Origin of the sequence: Citrobacter sp. Igbk 17 (assembly GCF_028069775.1) — a bacterium.
Classification (GTDB): Bacteria; Pseudomonadota; Gammaproteobacteria; order Enterobacterales; family Enterobacteriaceae; genus Citrobacter.
The window spans coordinates 26,944-45,674 of sequence record NZ_JANEWI010000033.1 but is presented as its reverse complement, the minus strand read 5'-3'; the positions used below and the strand labels follow the sequence as shown (position 1 = coordinate 45,674).

16 protein-coding genes are annotated in these 18,731 nt (G+C 49.4%); 12 read left to right on the top strand and 4 right to left on the bottom strand.

Going from position 1 to position 18,731, the window contains the following annotated elements:
* Window positions 1–131: 131 nt before the first annotated feature.
* Window positions 132–734: a short chain dehydrogenase gene (locus tag NNO08_RS17900; protein WP_271457235.1), complete on the bottom strand. Its 603-nt coding sequence runs from the start codon at window positions 732–734 to the stop codon at window positions 132–134.
* Window positions 735–832: 98 nt separating this feature from the next.
* Between NNO08_RS17900 and NNO08_RS17895 the strand changes: the two genes are divergently transcribed.
* Window positions 833–1,729 carry a LysR family transcriptional regulator gene (locus tag NNO08_RS17895; RefSeq protein ID WP_271442306.1) on the top strand — a complete coding sequence of 299 codons (897 nt, stop codon included), beginning with the start codon at window positions 833–835 and terminating at the stop codon, window positions 1,727–1,729.
* 91 nt (window positions 1,730–1,820) lie between these two features.
* Here NNO08_RS17895 and NNO08_RS17890 read toward each other — a convergent pair whose 3' ends face one another.
* The 3 genes from NNO08_RS17890 to NNO08_RS17880 are packed head-to-tail and all read right to left on the bottom strand — an operon-like array spanning window position 1,821 to window position 4,772.
* A complete protein-coding gene (locus NNO08_RS17890) occupies window positions 1,821–3,335 on the bottom strand; it encodes a tripartite tricarboxylate transporter permease (protein ID WP_137383555.1) in 1,515 nt (504 codons plus the stop codon).
* A 10-nt stretch (window positions 3,336–3,345) separates the two neighbouring features.
* The gene (locus tag NNO08_RS17885; protein WP_105242189.1) at window positions 3,346–3,780 is read right to left on the bottom strand and encodes a tripartite tricarboxylate transporter TctB family protein; all 435 of its coding nucleotides are present in this window, start codon (window positions 3,778–3,780) and stop codon (window positions 3,346–3,348) included.
* 14 nt (window positions 3,781–3,794) lie between these two features.
* A complete protein-coding gene (locus NNO08_RS17880) occupies window positions 3,795–4,772 on the bottom strand; it encodes a Bug family tripartite tricarboxylate transporter substrate binding protein (protein ID WP_271457234.1) in 978 nt (325 codons plus the stop codon).
* 153 nt (window positions 4,773–4,925) lie between these two features.
* On the opposite strand from NNO08_RS17880, the gene tctD reads away from it, so the two are divergent.
* From tctD to NNO08_RS17825, 11 genes are all read left to right on the top strand, one after another.
* Window positions 4,926–5,600: a transcriptional regulator TctD gene (gene tctD, locus NNO08_RS17875; protein ID WP_116360823.1), complete on the top strand. Its 675-nt coding sequence runs from the start codon at window positions 4,926–4,928 to the stop codon at window positions 5,598–5,600.
* A complete protein-coding gene (locus NNO08_RS17870; protein ID WP_271457233.1) occupies window positions 5,587–6,999 on the top strand; it encodes a sensor histidine kinase in 1,413 nt (470 codons plus the stop codon). The genes tctD and NNO08_RS17870 overlap by 14 nt, the downstream gene beginning before the upstream one ends.
* Before the next feature lie 451 nt (window positions 7,000–7,450).
* Window positions 7,451–8,866, top strand: a complete 1,416-nt coding sequence (locus tag NNO08_RS17865) for an undecaprenyl-phosphate glucose phosphotransferase (protein WP_271457232.1) — start codon at window positions 7,451–7,453, stop codon at window positions 8,864–8,866.
* Complete coding sequence (locus NNO08_RS17860; protein ID WP_271442514.1) at window positions 8,856–10,142, top strand: outer membrane beta-barrel protein; 1,287 nt, start codon at window positions 8,856–8,858, stop codon at window positions 10,140–10,142. The genes NNO08_RS17865 and NNO08_RS17860 overlap by 11 nt, the downstream gene beginning before the upstream one ends.
* 1 nt (window position 10,143) lies before the next feature.
* Window positions 10,144–10,701, top strand: a complete 558-nt coding sequence (locus NNO08_RS17855; RefSeq protein WP_048212978.1) for a polysaccharide biosynthesis/export family protein — start codon at window positions 10,144–10,146, stop codon at window positions 10,699–10,701.
* 2 nt (window positions 10,702–10,703) lie between these two features.
* Window positions 10,704–12,821, top strand: coding sequence for a GumC family protein (locus NNO08_RS17850; protein WP_271442513.1), 2,118 nt, complete (start codon window positions 10,704–10,706; stop codon window positions 12,819–12,821).
* Window positions 12,818–14,029 carry a lipopolysaccharide biosynthesis protein gene (locus NNO08_RS17845; protein WP_271454844.1) on the top strand — a complete coding sequence of 404 codons (1,212 nt, stop codon included), beginning with the start codon at window positions 12,818–12,820 and terminating at the stop codon, window positions 14,027–14,029. Before NNO08_RS17850 ends, NNO08_RS17845 begins: the two co-directional genes overlap by 4 nt.
* Complete coding sequence (locus tag NNO08_RS17840) at window positions 14,026–15,411, top strand: capsular biosynthesis protein (RefSeq protein ID WP_271457231.1); 1,386 nt, start codon at window positions 14,026–14,028, stop codon at window positions 15,409–15,411. Before NNO08_RS17845 ends, NNO08_RS17840 begins: the two co-directional genes overlap by 4 nt.
* A complete protein-coding gene (locus NNO08_RS17835) occupies window positions 15,401–16,390 on the top strand; it encodes a glycosyltransferase (protein WP_271450315.1) in 990 nt (329 codons plus the stop codon). Before NNO08_RS17840 ends, NNO08_RS17835 begins: the two co-directional genes overlap by 11 nt.
* A gap of 14 nt (window positions 16,391–16,404) precedes the next feature.
* The gene (locus NNO08_RS17830; protein ID WP_271457230.1) at window positions 16,405–17,616 is read left to right on the top strand and encodes a glycosyltransferase family 4 protein; all 1,212 of its coding nucleotides are present in this window, start codon (window positions 16,405–16,407) and stop codon (window positions 17,614–17,616) included.
* Window position 17,617: 1 nt separating this feature from the next.
* Window positions 17,618–18,730, top strand: a complete 1,113-nt coding sequence (locus NNO08_RS17825; protein WP_271450317.1) for a glycosyltransferase family 4 protein — start codon at window positions 17,618–17,620, stop codon at window positions 18,728–18,730.
* Window position 18,731: the final 1 nt, after the last annotated feature.

The following is an 18,731-nucleotide window of genomic DNA, read 5'->3' as shown; positions in this document are numbered from 1 at the left end:
AAAGCAACAAATATTTAACATTATAAAGGGTGAGGTTAACTGAAAAACGCGGGAGATAAACAGGAGAATGTTATTTAAAAACAGAGGATTAATAATGCTGCCGCTGCTGGGACACAGCGGCAGTAAAAATGTTAGTAACCGACTTTATAAATACGTCCGGTTTGAATGCCTTCCACGCTGCGGCGGTAAGCATTGGCCACGGTTGCCGCTGGCACGCTTTCAAAACCAGGGAAGAATCCATCGTAGGCTTCAGCAGATTCACTCAATACGGTCGGGCTAATCAGGTTAATGCGCAAGCCGCGTCCTAACTCGCAGGCTGCTGCGCGCACAAATCCTTCCAGCCCGGCATTTATGGTCGCCGCATTTGCCCCCTGGGCAATGGGTTCATGGGCGATAATGCCGCTGATAAGCGTAATGGAACCGCCATCATTCAGGTAATGTTGTCCGGTTAAAGCCAGACGCACCTGGCCTAACAACTTATCCTGCAGACCCTGATTAAATTCACTGTCGGTCATCGTCGATAGCGGGCCAAAGAACAGATTGCCGGTGGCGGAAACAATCGCATCCACGCGCCCTGTTTTTTCAAATAGCGCCTGAACGCTCTCTTGTGAGGTGATATCGACCTGGTAATCACCCTGCGTGCGGCCCACGCGGATCACCTCATGTTTACGGCTCAACGTCTCTGTGACTGCACGACCGACTGTACCGCTGGCACCAATAATGACGATTTTCATAACCACCTCCGCAATAGTGTGAGCCGCTATTCTTTAATGAAAATGAAATCAGATAAACTGGCTAAAAGTTAGATGATTACTAACCAGGGGTTTGCAATATGGATAAGCTGCGCGGCATGGAAACGTTTATCGCGGTGGTGGAAAGTGGAAGCTTTACCGGTGCGGCAACGCGACTGGAGATATCAGCGGTGATGGTGGGAAAATATATCGCCCTGCTGGAGACGCAGCTTGGTACGCGTCTGCTGGAACGTAACACTCGCCGTCAGAGTCTGACCGATGCCGGGCGCGTTTACGTTGAAGAAGCGCGTCGGGTACTGGAGCAGGTTTCGATCGCTGAACGTTCGGTCGAACGGCTACGGCGGGCTCCGGCGGGTACGCTACGCATCAGCGCACCAACCTCCTTTGGGGCTTGTGTTGTCTCGCCGCTGGCTGCGGATTTTTTGCAAACCTGGCCAGAAGTACGCATTGAACTGGATCTGACCAACCGAATGGTGGATCTGGTCGATGAAGGGGTCGATCTGGCAATACGTATTGGGGATATTCATCAGACGGATGTCGTGGCGAAATATCTGTGTCCGTACCGTATGGCTATCTGTGCGTCACCGGACTATCTTGCCCGACACGGTACACCACGCACGCCAGGGGATCTGGTGGATCATCTGTGTTTGTCACATACCGTGTGGACGGCACGTAATGAATGGAAACTGCCGGGTGTGGCGGGTGAGGTCAGGTGGAAACGTGACGCGATTTTGCGCTGTAACGATGGCCATGGCCTGCGCATGGCAGCGGTAGCGGGAGCCGGGCTGCTGTTACAACCAGAGGTTTTGTTGGCAGAAGAGCTCGCGAATGGCCGGCTGGTCCGGGTGCTGGAGGGGTTTACGCCGCAACCGCGGCCAATTCATTTGTTGTGGCGACAGGATTTGCGCCCACTGCCCAAGCTGACGCAATTTGTTGAACATGTGCTGGAAGGAACGCAGGGGCTGCGCGGAAAATAAAAATGCCGGATGGCGTTGCGCTTATCCGGCCTACAACCGAGCCAAGTTGTAGGCCGGATAGGGCGCAATAGCGCCGCCATCCGGCAATTCGTTAGCCGATATCCACCTGCGGCTTATTGTTGCGTTTGCGGATCAGGCGCAGTACTGGCGGGATAACGATAACCATGACCGCCATCACCAGCAGGACTTTCGCCACGCCGCTGGCCCACAGAATATCCATGCTGCCATTACTGATGGACAGGGCACGACGCAGGTTCTGCTCCAGCATTTCCCCGAGCACAAATCCGAGAATCAACGGAGACATCGGGAAGTGCATTTTACGCAAAATGTATCCCAGTACGCCGAGACCAACCATCAGTACCAGATCGAAGGTCGTGCTGTGGACGGCATACACACCGACCGCCGAAACCGCCGCAATGGCCGGAACCAGGAACCACAGCGGAATGGTCAGCATGCGGGTGAACAGACCGATTAACGGGATGTTCATGACCAGCAGCATCACGTTGGCAATCAGCAGCGCCGCGATCAGTCCCCAGACGATATCCGGTTGTTCGGTGAACATTGCCGGCCCTGGCGTGATGTTGTACAGCGTCAGCGCACCCATCATTACCGCCGTGGTGCCCGAACCGGGTACGCCGAGCGTCAGCATTGGGATAAACGAGCCACAGGCCGAAGCATTGTTGGCTGCCTCTGGTGCGGCAACGCCACGAATGTCTCCCTTTCCAAAACTGTCGCTGTTACCGCTGAGCTTTTTCTCGGTCATGTAGGTGATAGCACTGGCGATGGTTGCCCCGGCGCCGGGCAGGACGCCGACGAAAAAGCCAATCACCGATGAGCGCAGCGTTGCGCCCACGCACTGCATACCTTCTTTGGCATTAAACAACATGCGGCCCGTTTTACGCACCAGCGTTTGGCCACTGCTGGTATGTTCCAGCATTAATAATATTTCTGAGACAGAGAACAGCCCAATCACTACCACGATAAACTGCACACCGTCGGAGAGATGAACACTGTCAAAGGTGAAGCGATAAACCCCGGTGTTGGCGTCTACGCCGACGGTCGCGAGCCCGAGACCGATAAGCGCTGCCAGAAATGATTTCAGTGGATTCTGTGCCATCATGCTGCCGAGACAGGCAATGGCGAAGACCATTAAGGCAAAGTATTCTGCAGGACCGAATGACAGCGACCATTGTGCTAACGCCGGGGCAAACAGAATGATACCGCCGATAGCGATAAGCGAACCGAAGAAAGAACTGACCGCTGAGATAGAAAGCGCCACGCCGCCGCGTCCCTGTTGAGCCATTGGATAGCCGTCAAGGGCGGTCATAATGGCTGCCGCGTCGCCAGGAACATTGAGCAGGATAGAGGAGATGCGCCCGCCGTATTCGCAGCCGATATAAACAGTCGCCAACAGGATCAGCGCAGACTCCGCAGGCAGATGCAAAGCGAAGGCCAGCGGCAGCAGGATCGCCACACCGTTGATTGGCCCCAGACCCGGTAGCAACCCAACAATGGTGCCGACAAAGCAGCCGATCAAGGCGATAACCAGGTTTTCCGGCGTCATCGCCACCGCGAAACCCTGAGAAAGATAAATCCAGGTATCCATCGTTTCTCCGTTAACCCAGCCAGGCGCCGAGTGGTAAGGTGACGTCAAGCAGTCGGTCGAAGGCATACCACAGCAGAATGCCGAGAACCGAACCGGAAATGCCCGCTGCCGGGATGGTTGCGCCGAACAGCATGCCAATCACCACGGTGAGAATGGCAGTGGCAATGGGAAAGCCTAACCATTCAAACCCCCAGGCGTACATCAACAACACAATCACCATCGTGAGCAGCTTTTGCAGCACGTGGCGGCGAGGCCAACTGATGGTGTCCGGGTGGCGCAACAGCAGCGCGACGGCACACAACAGCATCAAGCTGATAATGCCAAGCGGAAAGGGACGTGGCCCGACGGGTTCATAGCTGTATTCGCTGCTGATTTGCCAGGCCACGAACAGCCCGGCTATACAGAGCAACAGCCAGATACCCGCGAAAATACGATCGCTCATCATCTTTGCCCCCGGGCTTATTTCGCAAGGCCGAAGGCTTTTGCCTGCTCACGATAATCGGTGACCTGTTTCTTCACGTAGTCATCGAGTTGCTTACCGCTCATGTTGAACTCGAACAGGCCACGCAAATCACGCTGCTTTTTAAATTCATCGGTCTGCTGGAGCTTATTAAAGGCATCAACCCACCACTGGTAATCCGCATCGCTCACTTTTGGCCCAACATAGAAGCCGCGAATAATCGGCCAAACAAGGTCATAACCCTGCTCTTTGGCGGTAGGGACATTGGCTAACTGGCCCGGCAGACGTTCGTCAGAGAACACCGCGAGTACGCGGATCTTGTCGCCGCTGAGATAGGGCACCATTTCACTGAGATCGCCGGAAACCACCTGCACGTGATTGCCCATCAACGCGGTCACCGGTTCGCCACCTCCTTCAAAGGCGACATAACGCATTTTGTGCGGGTCGACGTTGGCTTTTTGCGCCAGCAGCGCCGACTTCATCCAGTCCTGACTTCCAATAGAGGCTCCCGCGCCAATAACGACACTGTTGGGATCTTTCTCCATGGCAGTCAGCAGGTCTTTCAGCGTCTTCCAGGGGGAATCACTACGCACGGCAATCATGCCGTAGTCGGTGCCTACACTCGCCAGCCAGCGCACGTCATCGACACCATAGCGGCCGAATTTACCTTGCGACAGGTTTAGCAGGGAGCCGCCGGAGAATGCCACTACGGTTCCGGCTTCGGCAGGACGTTGCGCGACGATAGCGTTATAGGCCACGGCACCCACGCCACCGGGCATATAGGTTACGCGCATCGGTTTTTCGATGGCACCCGTTTCCATCATGCTCACCTGAATCAGCTTACAGGTGAGGTCGAACCCACCGCCGGGTTTCGCCGGAGCAATGCATTCGGTGCGCGATGGCGCTTGTTCAGCTAAAGCAGAGGTACTCATCAATAAAATGCTTGCAGTAAGGGTAAGAAGTAATTGTTTTTTCATTGTTTATCCTCACGCCGGAAAACCGGATTTTCGGGTACGGAAGAAGATTTTTGTGATTATGTGAGCCGATGTGTAGCAGTTCGGTTGCGTGATTGTTAAAACATTAACCTTTCAATTCCCTTTCAATGCGGCAGAAACTTTACAGGATGTGATATGCGTCTCTTATTAGCGGAAGATAATCGTGAGTTAGCTCACTGGCTGGAGAAAGCGCTGGTACAAAACGGCTTTGCCGTTGACTGCGTGTTCGACGGCCAGTCGGCCGATCATCTTTTACACAGTGAAACGTACGCGCTGGCGGTACTGGATATCAACATGCCGGGGTTGGATGGTCTGGAAGTCGTCCAGCGCCTGCGCAAACGCGGGCAGACGCTGCCGGTTTTGTTGCTGACGGCGCGCAGCGCGGTAGCCGATCGGGTGAAGGGGCTGAATGTAGGGGCTGATGATTATCTGGCTAAGCCGTTTGAACTTGAAGAGCTTGATGCCCGGCTGCGGGCCTTGCTGCGGCGTAGCGCAGGCCAGGTGCAAGGGATACAGCAACTGGGAGAATTGGCGTTTCACGATGAAGGTTACTTTCTGTTGCAAGGACAACCGCTGGCGCTGACACCGCGTGAGCAGGCTCTGCTGACCGTGCTGATGTACCGTCGACTGCGCCCGGTTTCACGCCAACAGTTGTTTGAGCAGGTGTTCAGTTTGAGTGATGAGGTCAGCCCCGAAAGTATTGAGCTGTATATCCATCGGTTGCGGAAGAAACTGCAAGGGAGCGACGTGCGTATCGCGACGCTGCGTGGTCTGGGTTATGTGCTGGAGCGCTGTGATGAGGTGGGTTAAGCCCCAGTCGTTGTACCTGCAATTGCTGATGTTCCTGGGGCTACCGCTGCTGTTGCTGTGGGGACTCTCGGCGTTTAACAGCTACGTTAGCGCATTACAGGCCGCGACGCAGGCATATGACCGGACGCTGCTCTCATCGGCCAGAACGGTTTCTGAACGGCTGGTGGTACGCAATAAGCACCTGGAAGTCAACGTGCCGTGGGTGGTACTGGACAGCTTTGAACTGAACATGAACGACAGGCTGTATTACAAGGTGGTCGATCCGGCGGGGAAGGTTATCTCAGGTTATGACGATTTACCGGCCATGCCGCCCGCGACCTCGCGTACCCGGCTGTATCCGGCGTTAGCGTGGTTTTATCATACGGAATATCGCGGTGAGGCGATCCGCGTGGCACGCCTGCTCCAGCCGGTCAATGAGGGCGGGATTGTTGGCATGGCCGAAATTTATGTCGCCGAAACGCTGCAATCACGGCGTTATCTGGCGCGGCAACTGCTGTTTTCCTCATGGGTGTCACAAGGTCTATTAGTTCTCCTGACGCTGGTGCTGGTCGGTTGGCTATTACGTCGGGTATTGCGCCCCATGCGCCAGTTGTCATCGCTTATGGTTCGCCGCGAACCAGGACTGCTGACGCCATTGCCGGAGTTACTGCCGTGGTCGGAAACCCGTCTGCTGATTGTCGCGTTCAACCGCTATATCGATCGACTGCGAGGGCTTATCTCCCGCCAGGAGCGCTTCAGCGCAGATGCTTCCCATCAGCTCAAAACACCACTGGCAGTGCTAAAAACGCAGGCGGCAGTAGCTTTGGCGAGCCCGCAGCCGCAGCAATGGTATGAGAGCTTACAGGCGATGAGTTCAACGCTGGATAACACTATTCAACTGACGGAAAGGTTGTTACAGCTTTCAGCGGTGAAGCGTAAAGAGCAGGGGGAGAGGCACTTTTCGCCCGTTAATCTGTATGACGTGGTGCAAACCAGCTGTTTTACCCGTCTGGCGCAGGCGCGCAGTAAAGCCATCGATCTGGGGTATGAGGGGAAGCAGGAGGCGCTGTGGATTGAAGGGGACGAGGTGCTACTCGGTGAATTGTGCGGAAATCTGCTGGATAATGCGCTGAAATATACGCCAGCGCAGGGCGTGGTGACGGCGCGTTTAGTGCGCGAGGGGGAAGCCGTGGTGCTGGTGGTTGAAGATAGCGGGCCAGGCATTGATGAGCAACGGGTGCATCAGGCGCTGTTGCCGTTTCATCGCCTGGATAACGTCGGCAACGTCCCAGGCGCAGGAATAGGCCTGGCTCTGGTCAACGATATTGCGCGTCTACACCGCACACACCCGCAGTTGTCGCGCAGCGATACGCTAGGGGGATTGAGCGTACGAGTACGATTTTTAAGCATCACGAACTGATATCTTTATTTCCCGAGTGCAGATTATTCTTAAGAAAATTCCAAATAAGAAAGATAGATATTAGTAATAATAACGGCATGTGATTTATTGATTTTATTTGTATTGCGTCGCGGTTAATTAATTTTAACGGCTATTTAGGGGAAAAAGAGAAACGATTTCGTGTTATTCATCATACATATAACGGCTTTTCATAGTCTACGAATTGTTATCTGTCAATAACGTTTGTGTTGTAAATTATCATCTTTTTTGGTGGTGGCGATAAAACGCTCGCTCATAAATTAATGATTAAAATCATGATGATATAAATGACAGGTGGGTGATAGTCACACTAATCAACATTATTTTTTACATTTACTGACAATGTGCCATTGCGTTTTTTAGACTTGTGATATAATTAGCAACATGAAAAGAGAAAAAAACAATTAAATATCAATAAATAATGGGCTGAGATATGCTTAAAAATTCGCTAAAGATTAGCAGTCAAGGATATCCAGTCTTTTTGAAACTGGTCGATTTTATTGTAATTAATATTACGTTAATTTTTAGCGCCCATCTGTTAGATATGGTGCCGTTTAAGACCATTGTCATTCTGAGCATCCTCTTCTCAGTGTTTTTCCTGCTACTTGCTGAATACACAAAAATGTATCAGCAGAAGATAAAAACCATCGGCATACGCAACCAAAAACGGCTGCTTTTTTGTACACTGTTGGCGATATCGTTCAACGAAGTGATCAGCATGACGGTGGCCGAACCGGAGTCACTTGGATACCTGGCAAGTCTGACACCGTCTTTTTTATCCCCTATTGTTTATTGGTATTTCATTCCTTTACCTTTTCTTTATTTTATTCGTTTTTTCATTTTTAAATATTCAACGAAAAAAAGCATTCGTGTGGCGATTATTGGTCTTACCGACAACGGTGTGGCAGCTGAAAAAGCATTGATAGCTGAATACTCCAATATCAAATTAGATTTGGCTTTTTATGACGAGCGCGCGTTGTCCCGCTGTGGTGATATCGTGGATAAGATAAAAAGTCCCTTTCGCGGCCCTGTCATCAATCTGGTTGAAGAGGCTAAGCAAGGGAATATCGACGAGATCTATATCGCATTACCGATGGTGGCATTACATCGTATTCGTCACTTTTTGGCCATGATGTCAGATACCACGGTAGATACCTATATTGTTCCTGATTTTTATACCTACAGTAACAATATGTCCAAGCTGCGCTCGATCCACAATCTGCAAACCATTGGCATCTTTAGCTCGCCGTTTGAAGGGGCAGGTTCATTTATTAAACGTGCGGAAGACCTGATTCTCGGTAGCGTCATTATGGTGATGATCTCCTCATTGATGTTAGCGATTGCTATTGGTATTAAACTGACCTCCCGTGGCCCGGTGTTTTTCAAACAAGATCGATACGGCCTGAGTGGACAAAAAATTAAGGTATGGAAGTTTCGCTCGATGCGAGTTATGGAGAATTCCGATACGGTTATCCAGGCCACCAAAAATGATCCCCGCGTGACAAAATTTGGTAGTTTCTTGCGACGCACTTCTCTTGATGAACTCCCGCAATTCATTAATGTATTGCAGGGAAGTATGTCTATTGTCGGTCCCAGACCCCATGCGGTTACGCACAACGAACAGTACCGTAAACAGGTCGAAAACTACATGATCCGCCATAAAGTTAAGCCGGGGATCACCGGGCTTGCGCAGATTAACGGTTTCCGTGGGGAAATCGATGCACTTTATAAGATGGAAAAGCGCGTTCAGTATGATATCGAATATATTCAAAACTGGTCGTTATGGCTGGATATAAAAATTATTATTAAAACTATTTTCAAAGGATTTGTCGGTAAGAATGCATACTAAATTAATAGTTATTACCGGAATCGTGATATCGCAGTCCGCATGGGCTGATCTAACGCCGAAATCACACATTGGCTTTGCGGGGATCGACTTCCAGGGCAAAGTTGCTGTGGATTACGGTTATGATGATAACGTGACTTATCAGCCCCATAACCGCGATGCGATAGGTTCAGCTTTCCAGAGCGCGGCACCTGTGTTTAGTATGATCGGTGAGCGCGGTCAGGATAAATATTTGCTAATGTATTCAGGTGATTATCGTAACTACTCAAGCAATTCTGCCGATAACTATAACGACCATTTTTTCCGTTTTAACGGTGCCTGGCGTTATGGGCAAATGCACGGCTTAACCCTGAATCTGGAAGATTCAATTGGACATGAATCTCGCGGTCGCGATATCACTGAGGGTTTTTTGCCGAGCCAGTTCCGTCAGTATGGGATTAACTCTCCGCTGACGAATAATTTTATCAACAGTGAGTTGCGCTATAGCTATGGCGCACCAGATGGACGCGGTAAAGCGGAACTGGCACTGTTATATAAAAAACTGACGTTCGGGAATACCTCGGATGTGCAGGATACCAGCCCGGATTTTTACAATTATATTCAGCAGCAGGAATGGCATGAAAATAGTCTGGTTGCTGAAGTTTTTGACCAATACACATCCAGAACGCGCTTTCGCTATAGTTTTATTACTAATCAGCGTCACTATGATAACAACTCAGAAAAAGACAGTAATGAATACTATTTGCTTTACGGTCTGAAATCGCAGTTGACGGGGAAAACCAACGTCGACATGAATATTTCGTGGCTGTACAAAACATTTGAAAATGCCGCAAACTCGAGTGATTTTAATGGTCTAAACTGGGATATAAAGGGGGAGTGGAAGCCGTTAAATCAGTCAGTCTTCACTGCCCACTCTGCTCAAAGCATTAAAGACCCCTCGGAAGTTGGGGGGTATATTTTAGTGACTGAGTATGGGATTTCTTACCAGCATTTCTGGCTGGGTAATCGTTTTTCTACTTTGCTGGACTACTCATACACCACGGAAGACTATAAAAAACAGAACAAGGATCGACATGATAAAAATGGTGTATTTAGCGTAACCATGAGCTATGACTACACGCCGTCTGTCAATTTTGAGATTAAATATCAATTAGATACCTTGAATTCGAATAAGGATACTGATTCGTTTTATATCGGTCCCAATGACAGTCAGGAAGTCATTAGAACGTTGGGTTATGATAATTCTATGATTATGCTTAAAGCTAAGGTTCAGATCTAAAATGAAAATAATAGAACTGTGCGCGTTTTTGCTATTCAGTATCCTGTTGGTCGGATGCACAACGTCCAGGCCACCATTAATGGACGATCCTGCTGCGGTGGCAGAGGATTACCGAATTGGGGCGGGGGATACTGTCAATATCGTTGTTTACGGGGAGCCCGAGATGACGATGAAATTTATCGTGGATAAGAGTGGAACAATAAACTTCCCTTATATCGGCGTGCTGGGTTTAAAAGATAAAACACCAGAACAGGTGAATATTGAATTAACTCAACGCTTGCGCAATGGGTATATGGTTAATCCCATGGTGACAGTGAGTCTTGCCGAGTTCCGCAAATTCTACGTGTCAGGGGAAGTGAAAAGCCCGAATGGATTCGCCTGGGAGCCGGGACTTACGGTAGAGAAAGCGATTGCTCAGGCGGGTGGATTTACTGACCGTGCAGATCGCAAAGATATCAACATTCGCCTCTCCGGTAGCAACCAGCTACTTGAGAATGTTGATTTAACGCACTCTGTTCGTCCTGGGGATGTCGTGATTATTGGCATGGGGTTCTTCTAACGATGAAACTATCTATAGTGGAAAATGGCAAGCAACGAGAAAACTCCGTCGATTTCTCCCGCTTTGCCAAAGAACTGAAAAAGAACGCCTGGAAAATCGCGCTGGCCGGTATTATTGCCGGGGTTGTCGCGTACCCATTAATCAGCATGATGTCATCCAAATATGTTTCGACTGCCACGGTGTTGATTAAGGCTCAAGCTGATAATGTGTCGCCCTTTCCCCAGGTTGATGGTTTTGATTCAACGCGGAGTGGTTACTACGAAACACAGTATGCATTGATGCAGTCTCGCATTATCCTCGAGCAGGCGGTCCGCGATCTGAAGCTGGATGAAAACCCGGATTTTACCGGGATGAAGCCCGGCTCGGGCAGTGAAGATCAGCAACTGAGGGTTGATCAAGCGCTGAAAACATTGTCGAAAGACCTGAAGGTCATCGGTATCCGTACCACTAATCTGGCCTCTATTTCTTATGAATCTTCCTCGCCTCAACTTTCAGCTGAGATAGCCAATGGCGTCGCTCAGGCTTTTATCAACTACACGGTAGAACAAAAGCGTCTGAAAGCCGAGCAGGCTCGCAATCTCAACTTTGAAAAAATGGAAGAGATTCAGAAATCGATAGCGAAACAAAAAGAGGAAATGGATAGCTACCTGAAAAACTCTGGGCTGCTGACCTTCCGTGGTATTGATGGTTTTGAAACAGAGCAGTTAAGCATTGTGACCAACCGTCTTGCCGATGCGACCCAACGCCGTGTCGCTGCGGAGTCTGTTTACAATGAAGTCAATAGCCGAGGGAAATCTTCAGGCGATATCATTTCGCTGCCATCAGTTTCTGACCATGCGCAGATTCAGGATTTACGCATTGCGCTGATTCAGGCGCAGCGAACGTTGTCGGAACTGCGCAAAGTGTATGGCCCTAAAAGTGCCAATATTTTAAAAGCAGAAGCCGATGTGCAATCAATCCAAAATCAAACGGGTCGGGTGCTGGGTGAGCTAAAACTTGGCTTACGTCAGCAGTATTTGGCTGCACTGGCCGACGAAAAGAATTACCAGCAGCAGGTTGCTGAGCAAAAAGAGATCTTCCAGAAGATGGCATCAAAACGGGATGCCTATAACAGCCAAAAATTGGCGTTAGATAAAATGGAAGATCTGTATAAGACGCTTTATCAGCGGACTCAGGAATTGTCGCTGTCCGGGGTTAATGCGGATGCGGTGCTGTATGATCCCGCCGTTCCTCCGTTAAAGCCGTCTAAGCCGAATAAATCGCTGTTGCTCGTGATGGTGGTGATGTTGGTTGTGGTATTCAGCATCATGTATTTCATCGTCAAAGCGGCAATGGATAATTCAATTAGCACCCTGAGCCGTCTGAAGAAACGTCTCAATGTCGAGCCATTGGGCGAAATTCGTCGATTTACCGGTACTTCGGGTCGCGCACAGGTGCGGGATATGATACTGAAGAACCCGCTGAATGCCGATATCATCCACGGTATTCGCACCCGAATTATGCTGGATAACCGGCCGCTGCAAACGGTCGCTATTGCTTCGGCGGAGCAGGGGGAAGGGCGTTCCCTGTTGGCGAATCTGTTGGCCAGCTCATTCAGCTTCGATCAGAAAACGTTGCTTATTGATGCAGATTTCTTCAATACCAACGGCCTGTCTTCTGAACTGGCATCGGCGACGTCTGCGGGTGTGGCGGAGCTGTTGCGGGGTGAGGCTCCGCTAGAAAAAGCACGGGTTAAGATCGCTGAAAATCTTGATTTCATCCCCCACGGTAAGACGACCATTTCCTCTTTACTGATGCTGTCGTCAGAGCACGTTGAACCCGTGATGCGCGAACTGAAGTCGCAGTATCAACGCATTATTATTGACGTTGCAGCGGTGAATCAGAGTCAGGATATCCAACTGATCAAACGAGCCGTTGATGGGGTTATCTTTATCGTGAAAGCCGGGACCGGTTCTGCGGAGAATATCGCCGGCGCGCTGGATAAAATTGAGGATAATCAGGGCGTGGTGATTGGCGCTGTGTTGAATGCGGTAGAGGAAAAAAACCTTGAAACGCAGGAAGGGTTGCGCTCATTGAACTTCAATACTGACCAACTGATGACTACGCCAGGTCGTGTATGAGTTTACTGAAGAGCGCTTCTACGATAGCCAGTTCATCAGTCGTTTCGCAGCTGATTGGTGCGCTGTCTATCTGGTTGATCTCACATAAGTACGATATGGCAGAGGTTGGGCTGTATGCGCTCAACTACAGTATCGCGGTGGTGGGGGCACAGGTATGTACCTTTGCCTCCCAGCTTTTGATTCCCAAACAGCAGGATGAAGAGCTGGCGCAAAATGTAGTGTTCTGTTTGCTGCAAAGTGCACTCATTGCATTACCGTATGCCGTCCTGACCGCGTGGTTGTTTCACCAGAACATACTGTTTCTCTATTTGCTGACGCTTTCAACGGCGTGGGCGTTAATATCGGAAAACTTATCGCTGCGGACAGCCAACTTTTATTTTCTGATCTTTCAGCGTATTTCTGTCTCTGTGGTGGTGGTGCTCTCGGTACTGCTCACGCACCAGGTACAGACATTTTACTGGTCATGGGCCTGCGCCATGATACTGCTGACCACTAGCTGTATTTTACATTCGTTTGATATTCGCTCGGTGACGTCGCAGCATTTGCGCCCGGCAAGTAATTTGCGATTTTTTAAACAGAATATTCATCACATCACTAAAGTCGGTAGCGCTGAGGTGCTGGCCATGGCGAGCAGTAACTTGCCTATTATGCTGATTAACTTCTGGTTTTCGGCGCTGACGGCGGGGTATTTTTCCGTTGTAAGCCGGTTCTGTCTGGCACCGGTAGTGATTATCGGCAACGCGGTACGCAATACCATTTTTTCTAAATGGTCCATCGACTTCAGAAATAACACCTTCAATTATCAGGAGTATACGAAGGTACGTATGCTGCTGTTAGTGCTGGGGGTTGTCTGTACCTTAGGTGTCTTTATTTTCTATCCCATTGTGATGCGACTGGGTTTTAGCGAAGACTGGATTAACTCCATTGAGACGTCGCGCTACATGCTGCCCTATTTGTTCCCGGCGCTGGCGATAAGTCCTTTAACGGTGATTGAGCTTATTTTTGGCTCGCACCGCTATTTTCTGCGTATCCAACTTGAACAGTTGGCGATTGTGCTTCTGGCGTTTGTGGTCGTTCCCTATTTTTACCATGATTATGCGGCGTCAGTAATATTGTTCTCTTCACTGACATTTATTCGCTATGCGTTCATTTACCTGAAAATGAACAAGCGGGCCAATCTCCTGAAAAACAAGCCGGTGACGCCATGACACTGAATACCGGAAATTATTTACAGGTCTACACTTTTATAACGCTGATCCTGTGTGGTCTGGTGCAGTATTTCACCGGCATGCAATCTGTGTTGTGGATCCCGTTTTTCCTGACATTACTGATGGTGGGATTACTGGTGATGCAGACGCGAGACGGGGTGCTGCGTCTGGATGCACAGGAAACCATTATCCTTGCGCTGTATTTTTCCTTTCTGGTGCTGGCGGGAACATCGACCCTGATTCAGGGCGGGGTCACCGTGGCAATTGTGGCCTTCAAAAACGAAATCGCGTTATCGCTGGTGATGGTTTGTTTGCTGTTGGGTTTCTGCCGTGAATCGCAGATATATCGGGCGACGCGCTATCTGTACTGGGTGTTTTATGCGCAAATTCCGGTGATGATTTATCAGGTTTTGCTGGTTGTTCCTCAGCGTGTGGCTGTGCGCGGGGAAGATGAAAAATGGGACTCCGTGGTAGGCACATTCGGCGGAGACCCGATGGGGGGCGGCAATACAGCGGCGATGGGGTTATTTTGCCTGTTAATTATGTTGCTGAAACTCTCTGAATATAAGCACGGGCTTACGACGTTTAAATCCGCAGCGCTGCATATCATCCTTGGAATAGGGTTATGTATCATTGGTGAGGTCAAGTTTGTCATCCTGCTGTCACCGATATTTCTGGCATGGGTGTGGATATCGCCGAGCTATGTTAAAGATGTCAGTAAGGTAAACCTGAAGACGTTATTCGTCATTGTGGCAGGAATGCTGGTGCTCATCGGCCTGTCGATTATGATACTGGCCTGGTACTACTCTTCCGCTTTTGGCAGCGATCCGACGCAAGGCTCATTAAGCATTTTTATTGATTCATTGAGCTATATCTTTGATCCGAACTACATCATGTCGACCGGAGAGTTGGGGCGTTTCACAACGTTTCTGTTCTGGTTAAAAAATAACGATCTATGGGGACTGTCGGGCACATTATTTGGCTATGGGCTTAATGCTACAAACAGTGGTAGTACGGTCTCCCCTGGGTTTTTGAACATTATCTATAACCTGATTTTAGACTCGACTGCTCTGAGTATGCTGCTGTGGGAAGTTGGCATTATCGGCACGCTGCTGTTTATTGGCTTGTTTATTTATATTCTGAAAGTGTGCCAGCCAAAACCAGTATTGATGCTGGAACAGTTGGATAAACAGGATCTGCAGTTACTGAGCTTTGCGCCAGCATTTAACGCTTTCGCTATCAGTTGTTTAATCAGTTTACCTTACAGTCAGATATTGATGATTACGCCGATGTTACAGTTCCTGTTCTATTTATCGCTGGGGGCGAGCTTAGTGATTCGTCGAACCGTACTGCGCAGCGCAGGGGGATGGTATGGACAATAAACCATTTATTTCAGTGAGTATCAAAACGCTCAACGAATCTAAAGGCATTGAGAAAACGATCGACAGCATTCGGCGTCAGTTGGTCGGGTATCCGCATAAGATTATCGTGGCTGACAGTTTGTCGACAGATAACACCCAGCAGTTGGCTGCCAATAAGGGCGTCACGGTAGTGTCACTCACCGATCCTGGCGATCGCTGTTGTGGAGTGGGACATCAGTTGGGTTATCTGTACAGCGAAGGGGAATATTTATTACTGATGGATGGAGATATGGAGCTGGAAGATGGCTTCATTGACCAGGCTATTGCCTTTTTGCAGGCGGAACCAGACTATGCCGGGGTGGCCGGTACCGTCGAAATGGATGATGCCGTTAACTATGAATTTAAGTCTCGTAAGCAGCGGATCAATAAAATCTATCCTCTTGGCGATAGCGATCATCTGGGGGGCGGTGGACTGTATCGTCGGTCGGCAATTGAAAAAATTGGTTATCTGACCAACCGTAATTTGCACGCGTATGAAGAGGCTGAGCTGGGTCTGCGTTTAATCGAAGCGGGCTATAAACTGCGGCGTCTGGATATTCCTTACTTCAGCCATACGTCACATACGCTGCCGACGTTTAAGATGCTGGCGCGCCGCTGGACCAGCGGTTATTACCAGGCTCCGGGTGAGCTTCTGCGTTGTAGTTGGGGGAAACCCTGGTTTTCCCAGTCATTCAACATCGTGAAGAATGAGGCGGTATTTGCGCTCTACCTTATTCTCTTATTTGTTGCGCTGCTCACTTTTAATATCGACGTGTTTGCCGTTGCGCTTCTCCCATTACTGGCATTTGCCTTGTTGAAGATTGTGCAAAATCGCTCGTTAACAGATGGGCTGCAAAGCGTTATTAATTTAATCGTACGCTCAGCGGGGCTGATCAAAGGTATTTTTTATCCGGTACGCGATCCGCTGACTCCGCCCAACAGTAAAATCATTCATGAATAACCGGGGCAGGCGCCATGAAAGTATTATTAGTTAACAAGTTTTTTTTCATCAAAGGCGGCGCGGAAACGGTTTATTTTCAAGAACGCGACATGCTGAAACAGGCTGGTGTCCAGGTCATTGATTTTTCCATGCAGCATGAGAAAAATTTCCCCTCTGATTATGCGGATTATTTCGTCAGCAATGTCGATTACCATCAAGAGAGTAATCTGTTGGGGGGTATCAAAACCGCGGTTAACTTTATTCATAACACCCAGGCCTGCAAAAAAATGCTGGCGCTTTTACAAAAAGAACGCCCTGATATCGTTCACTTTCATAATATTTACCATCAGTTGACGCCGGCGTTAATTAAAGTGGCGCGTAATTTTGGTTGTAAAACGGTGCTGACGGCGCACGACTATAAGATTGTCTGTCCCGCATACTCCATGTTACGTGATGGGAAGGTGTGTGATGCCTGTATCACCGGTACCGTTTTCAATGCCTTCCGCTATCGCTGTCAGGAAGGCTCTGCCTCGAAAAGCTTGCTACTCTCGTTAGAAGCGACCTGGCAATACATTGCCCAAAATTATCAGGCTCTGGATGTGATTGTTTCACCCAGCGTCTTTTTACGCGGCGTGTTACTCCGAACGTTGCCGAAATCGCGAATCGATGTGATCGTCAATGGTGTTGATGATAGCCAGCCCATCGATGAGGTCGTCGATGACGGTTATATACTGTACTTCGGCCGCCTGAGCCGTGAAAAGGGTGTGGCAACGTTGCTGGCCGCTCATCAGAAAATGCGTAACCCGGCTCCGCTGAAAATAGTGGGACACGGTCCGTTGCATGACGAGTTAGTGGCGAAATACCCGGAAGCTGAGTTTTTAGGTTATGTACAACAAGGGGATGCCCTCAATACGCTCATTAAGCATGCCCGCGTGGTGATCCTCCCCTCTGAATGTTATGAAAACTGCTCAATGGCGGTACTGGAGGCGATGTCTTTCGCGAAACCGGTGATCGGGTCGCGCATTGGCGGGATCCCCGAACAAATACGCGACGGTATTGAAGGGCTTTTATTTGAGCCGGGTAATGCGCAGGAACTGGCGAAGGCGATGGATGCTCTGGTTGATGACCCGGATAAAGCACGCGTCATGGGCTTACGGGGGCGTGCGCGCCTGAGTGAAAAATATGCGCTTAGCAAACATATGGATACCTTACAGGCGCTATATAAAGAACTTCTGAGCAGGCCATAGAATGAGTAAAAAAATAACGGTTTTTGGTACTCGCGGTATTCCGGATGTCCTGGGCGGTGTGGAAACCCACTGCCAGAATCTTTACCCGGCGATTAAACAACAGTTTGACGTTGATATTTGTGTTATCGCCCGCTCGCCGTATGTTAGCTACAAACGATCTTCTTATAAGAAAGTTGAGACCTATGCGCTGTGGGCACCCAAAAAACGGTCACTGGAAGCGATTGTGCATTCTGTTTTAGCGGCGTTTAGAACCTGTGTCGACGGTTCTGATATTGTGCATGTCCATGCTATAGGGCCGGGTTTGGTGATCCCATTATTACGCGTGTTAGGTAAGAAGGTGGTTTTTACCCACCACGGGCCTGATTACGATCGTCAAAAATGGGGATTTGTCGCCAAAAAAATATTGCTGCTGGGTGAACGCTGGGCGGTAAGATATGCCAATGAGGTGATAGTGATTTCTGAGGTCATTAACCAACTGATTCAGAAAAAACATGCTCGCTATGATGCGCATTTGATTTTCAACGGTGTCAATAAGCCTCGTCCGTTGTCAGATCAAACCCTTCATGCCACGCTTTCCCGCTTTGGACTCGAGGCGAAAAATTATTTCGTGGTGGTCGGACGGTTTGTGGAAGAAAAGGGGATGCATGATGCGATCTCCGCGTACAAACAAAGTGGTTTGCAACAGCCGCTAGTGCTCATTGGCGATGCAGATCACCCAACGGAATACAGTATTCGACTCAAGCAACTTGCCGCTGATACCCCTGGCGTGGTGATGACCGGATTTTTAAGGGGAGATGAACTTCAGGCGGTGTTTTCGCAGGCCAGGCTTTTCGTTATGCCTTCCTACCATGAAGGGCTACCGATTGCGCTTCTGGAGGCGATGTCGTATTCCCTCCCTGCGGTGGTGAGCGATATTCCCGCAAATTTGGAAGTGCAGTTGCCGTCTGAGGCCTATTTTCGGGTCGGCTCATTGTCCAGCCTTGCTGAGAAATTAACTGCCTGGGCCAGCGCAAATAGCGTGGACTATCGTGTCTATTTGCAAAATTACGACTGGCAAGAAATTGCCAGAAAAACAGTCAATGTCTATCACTCAATTGATAAAGATATAGGTTAAT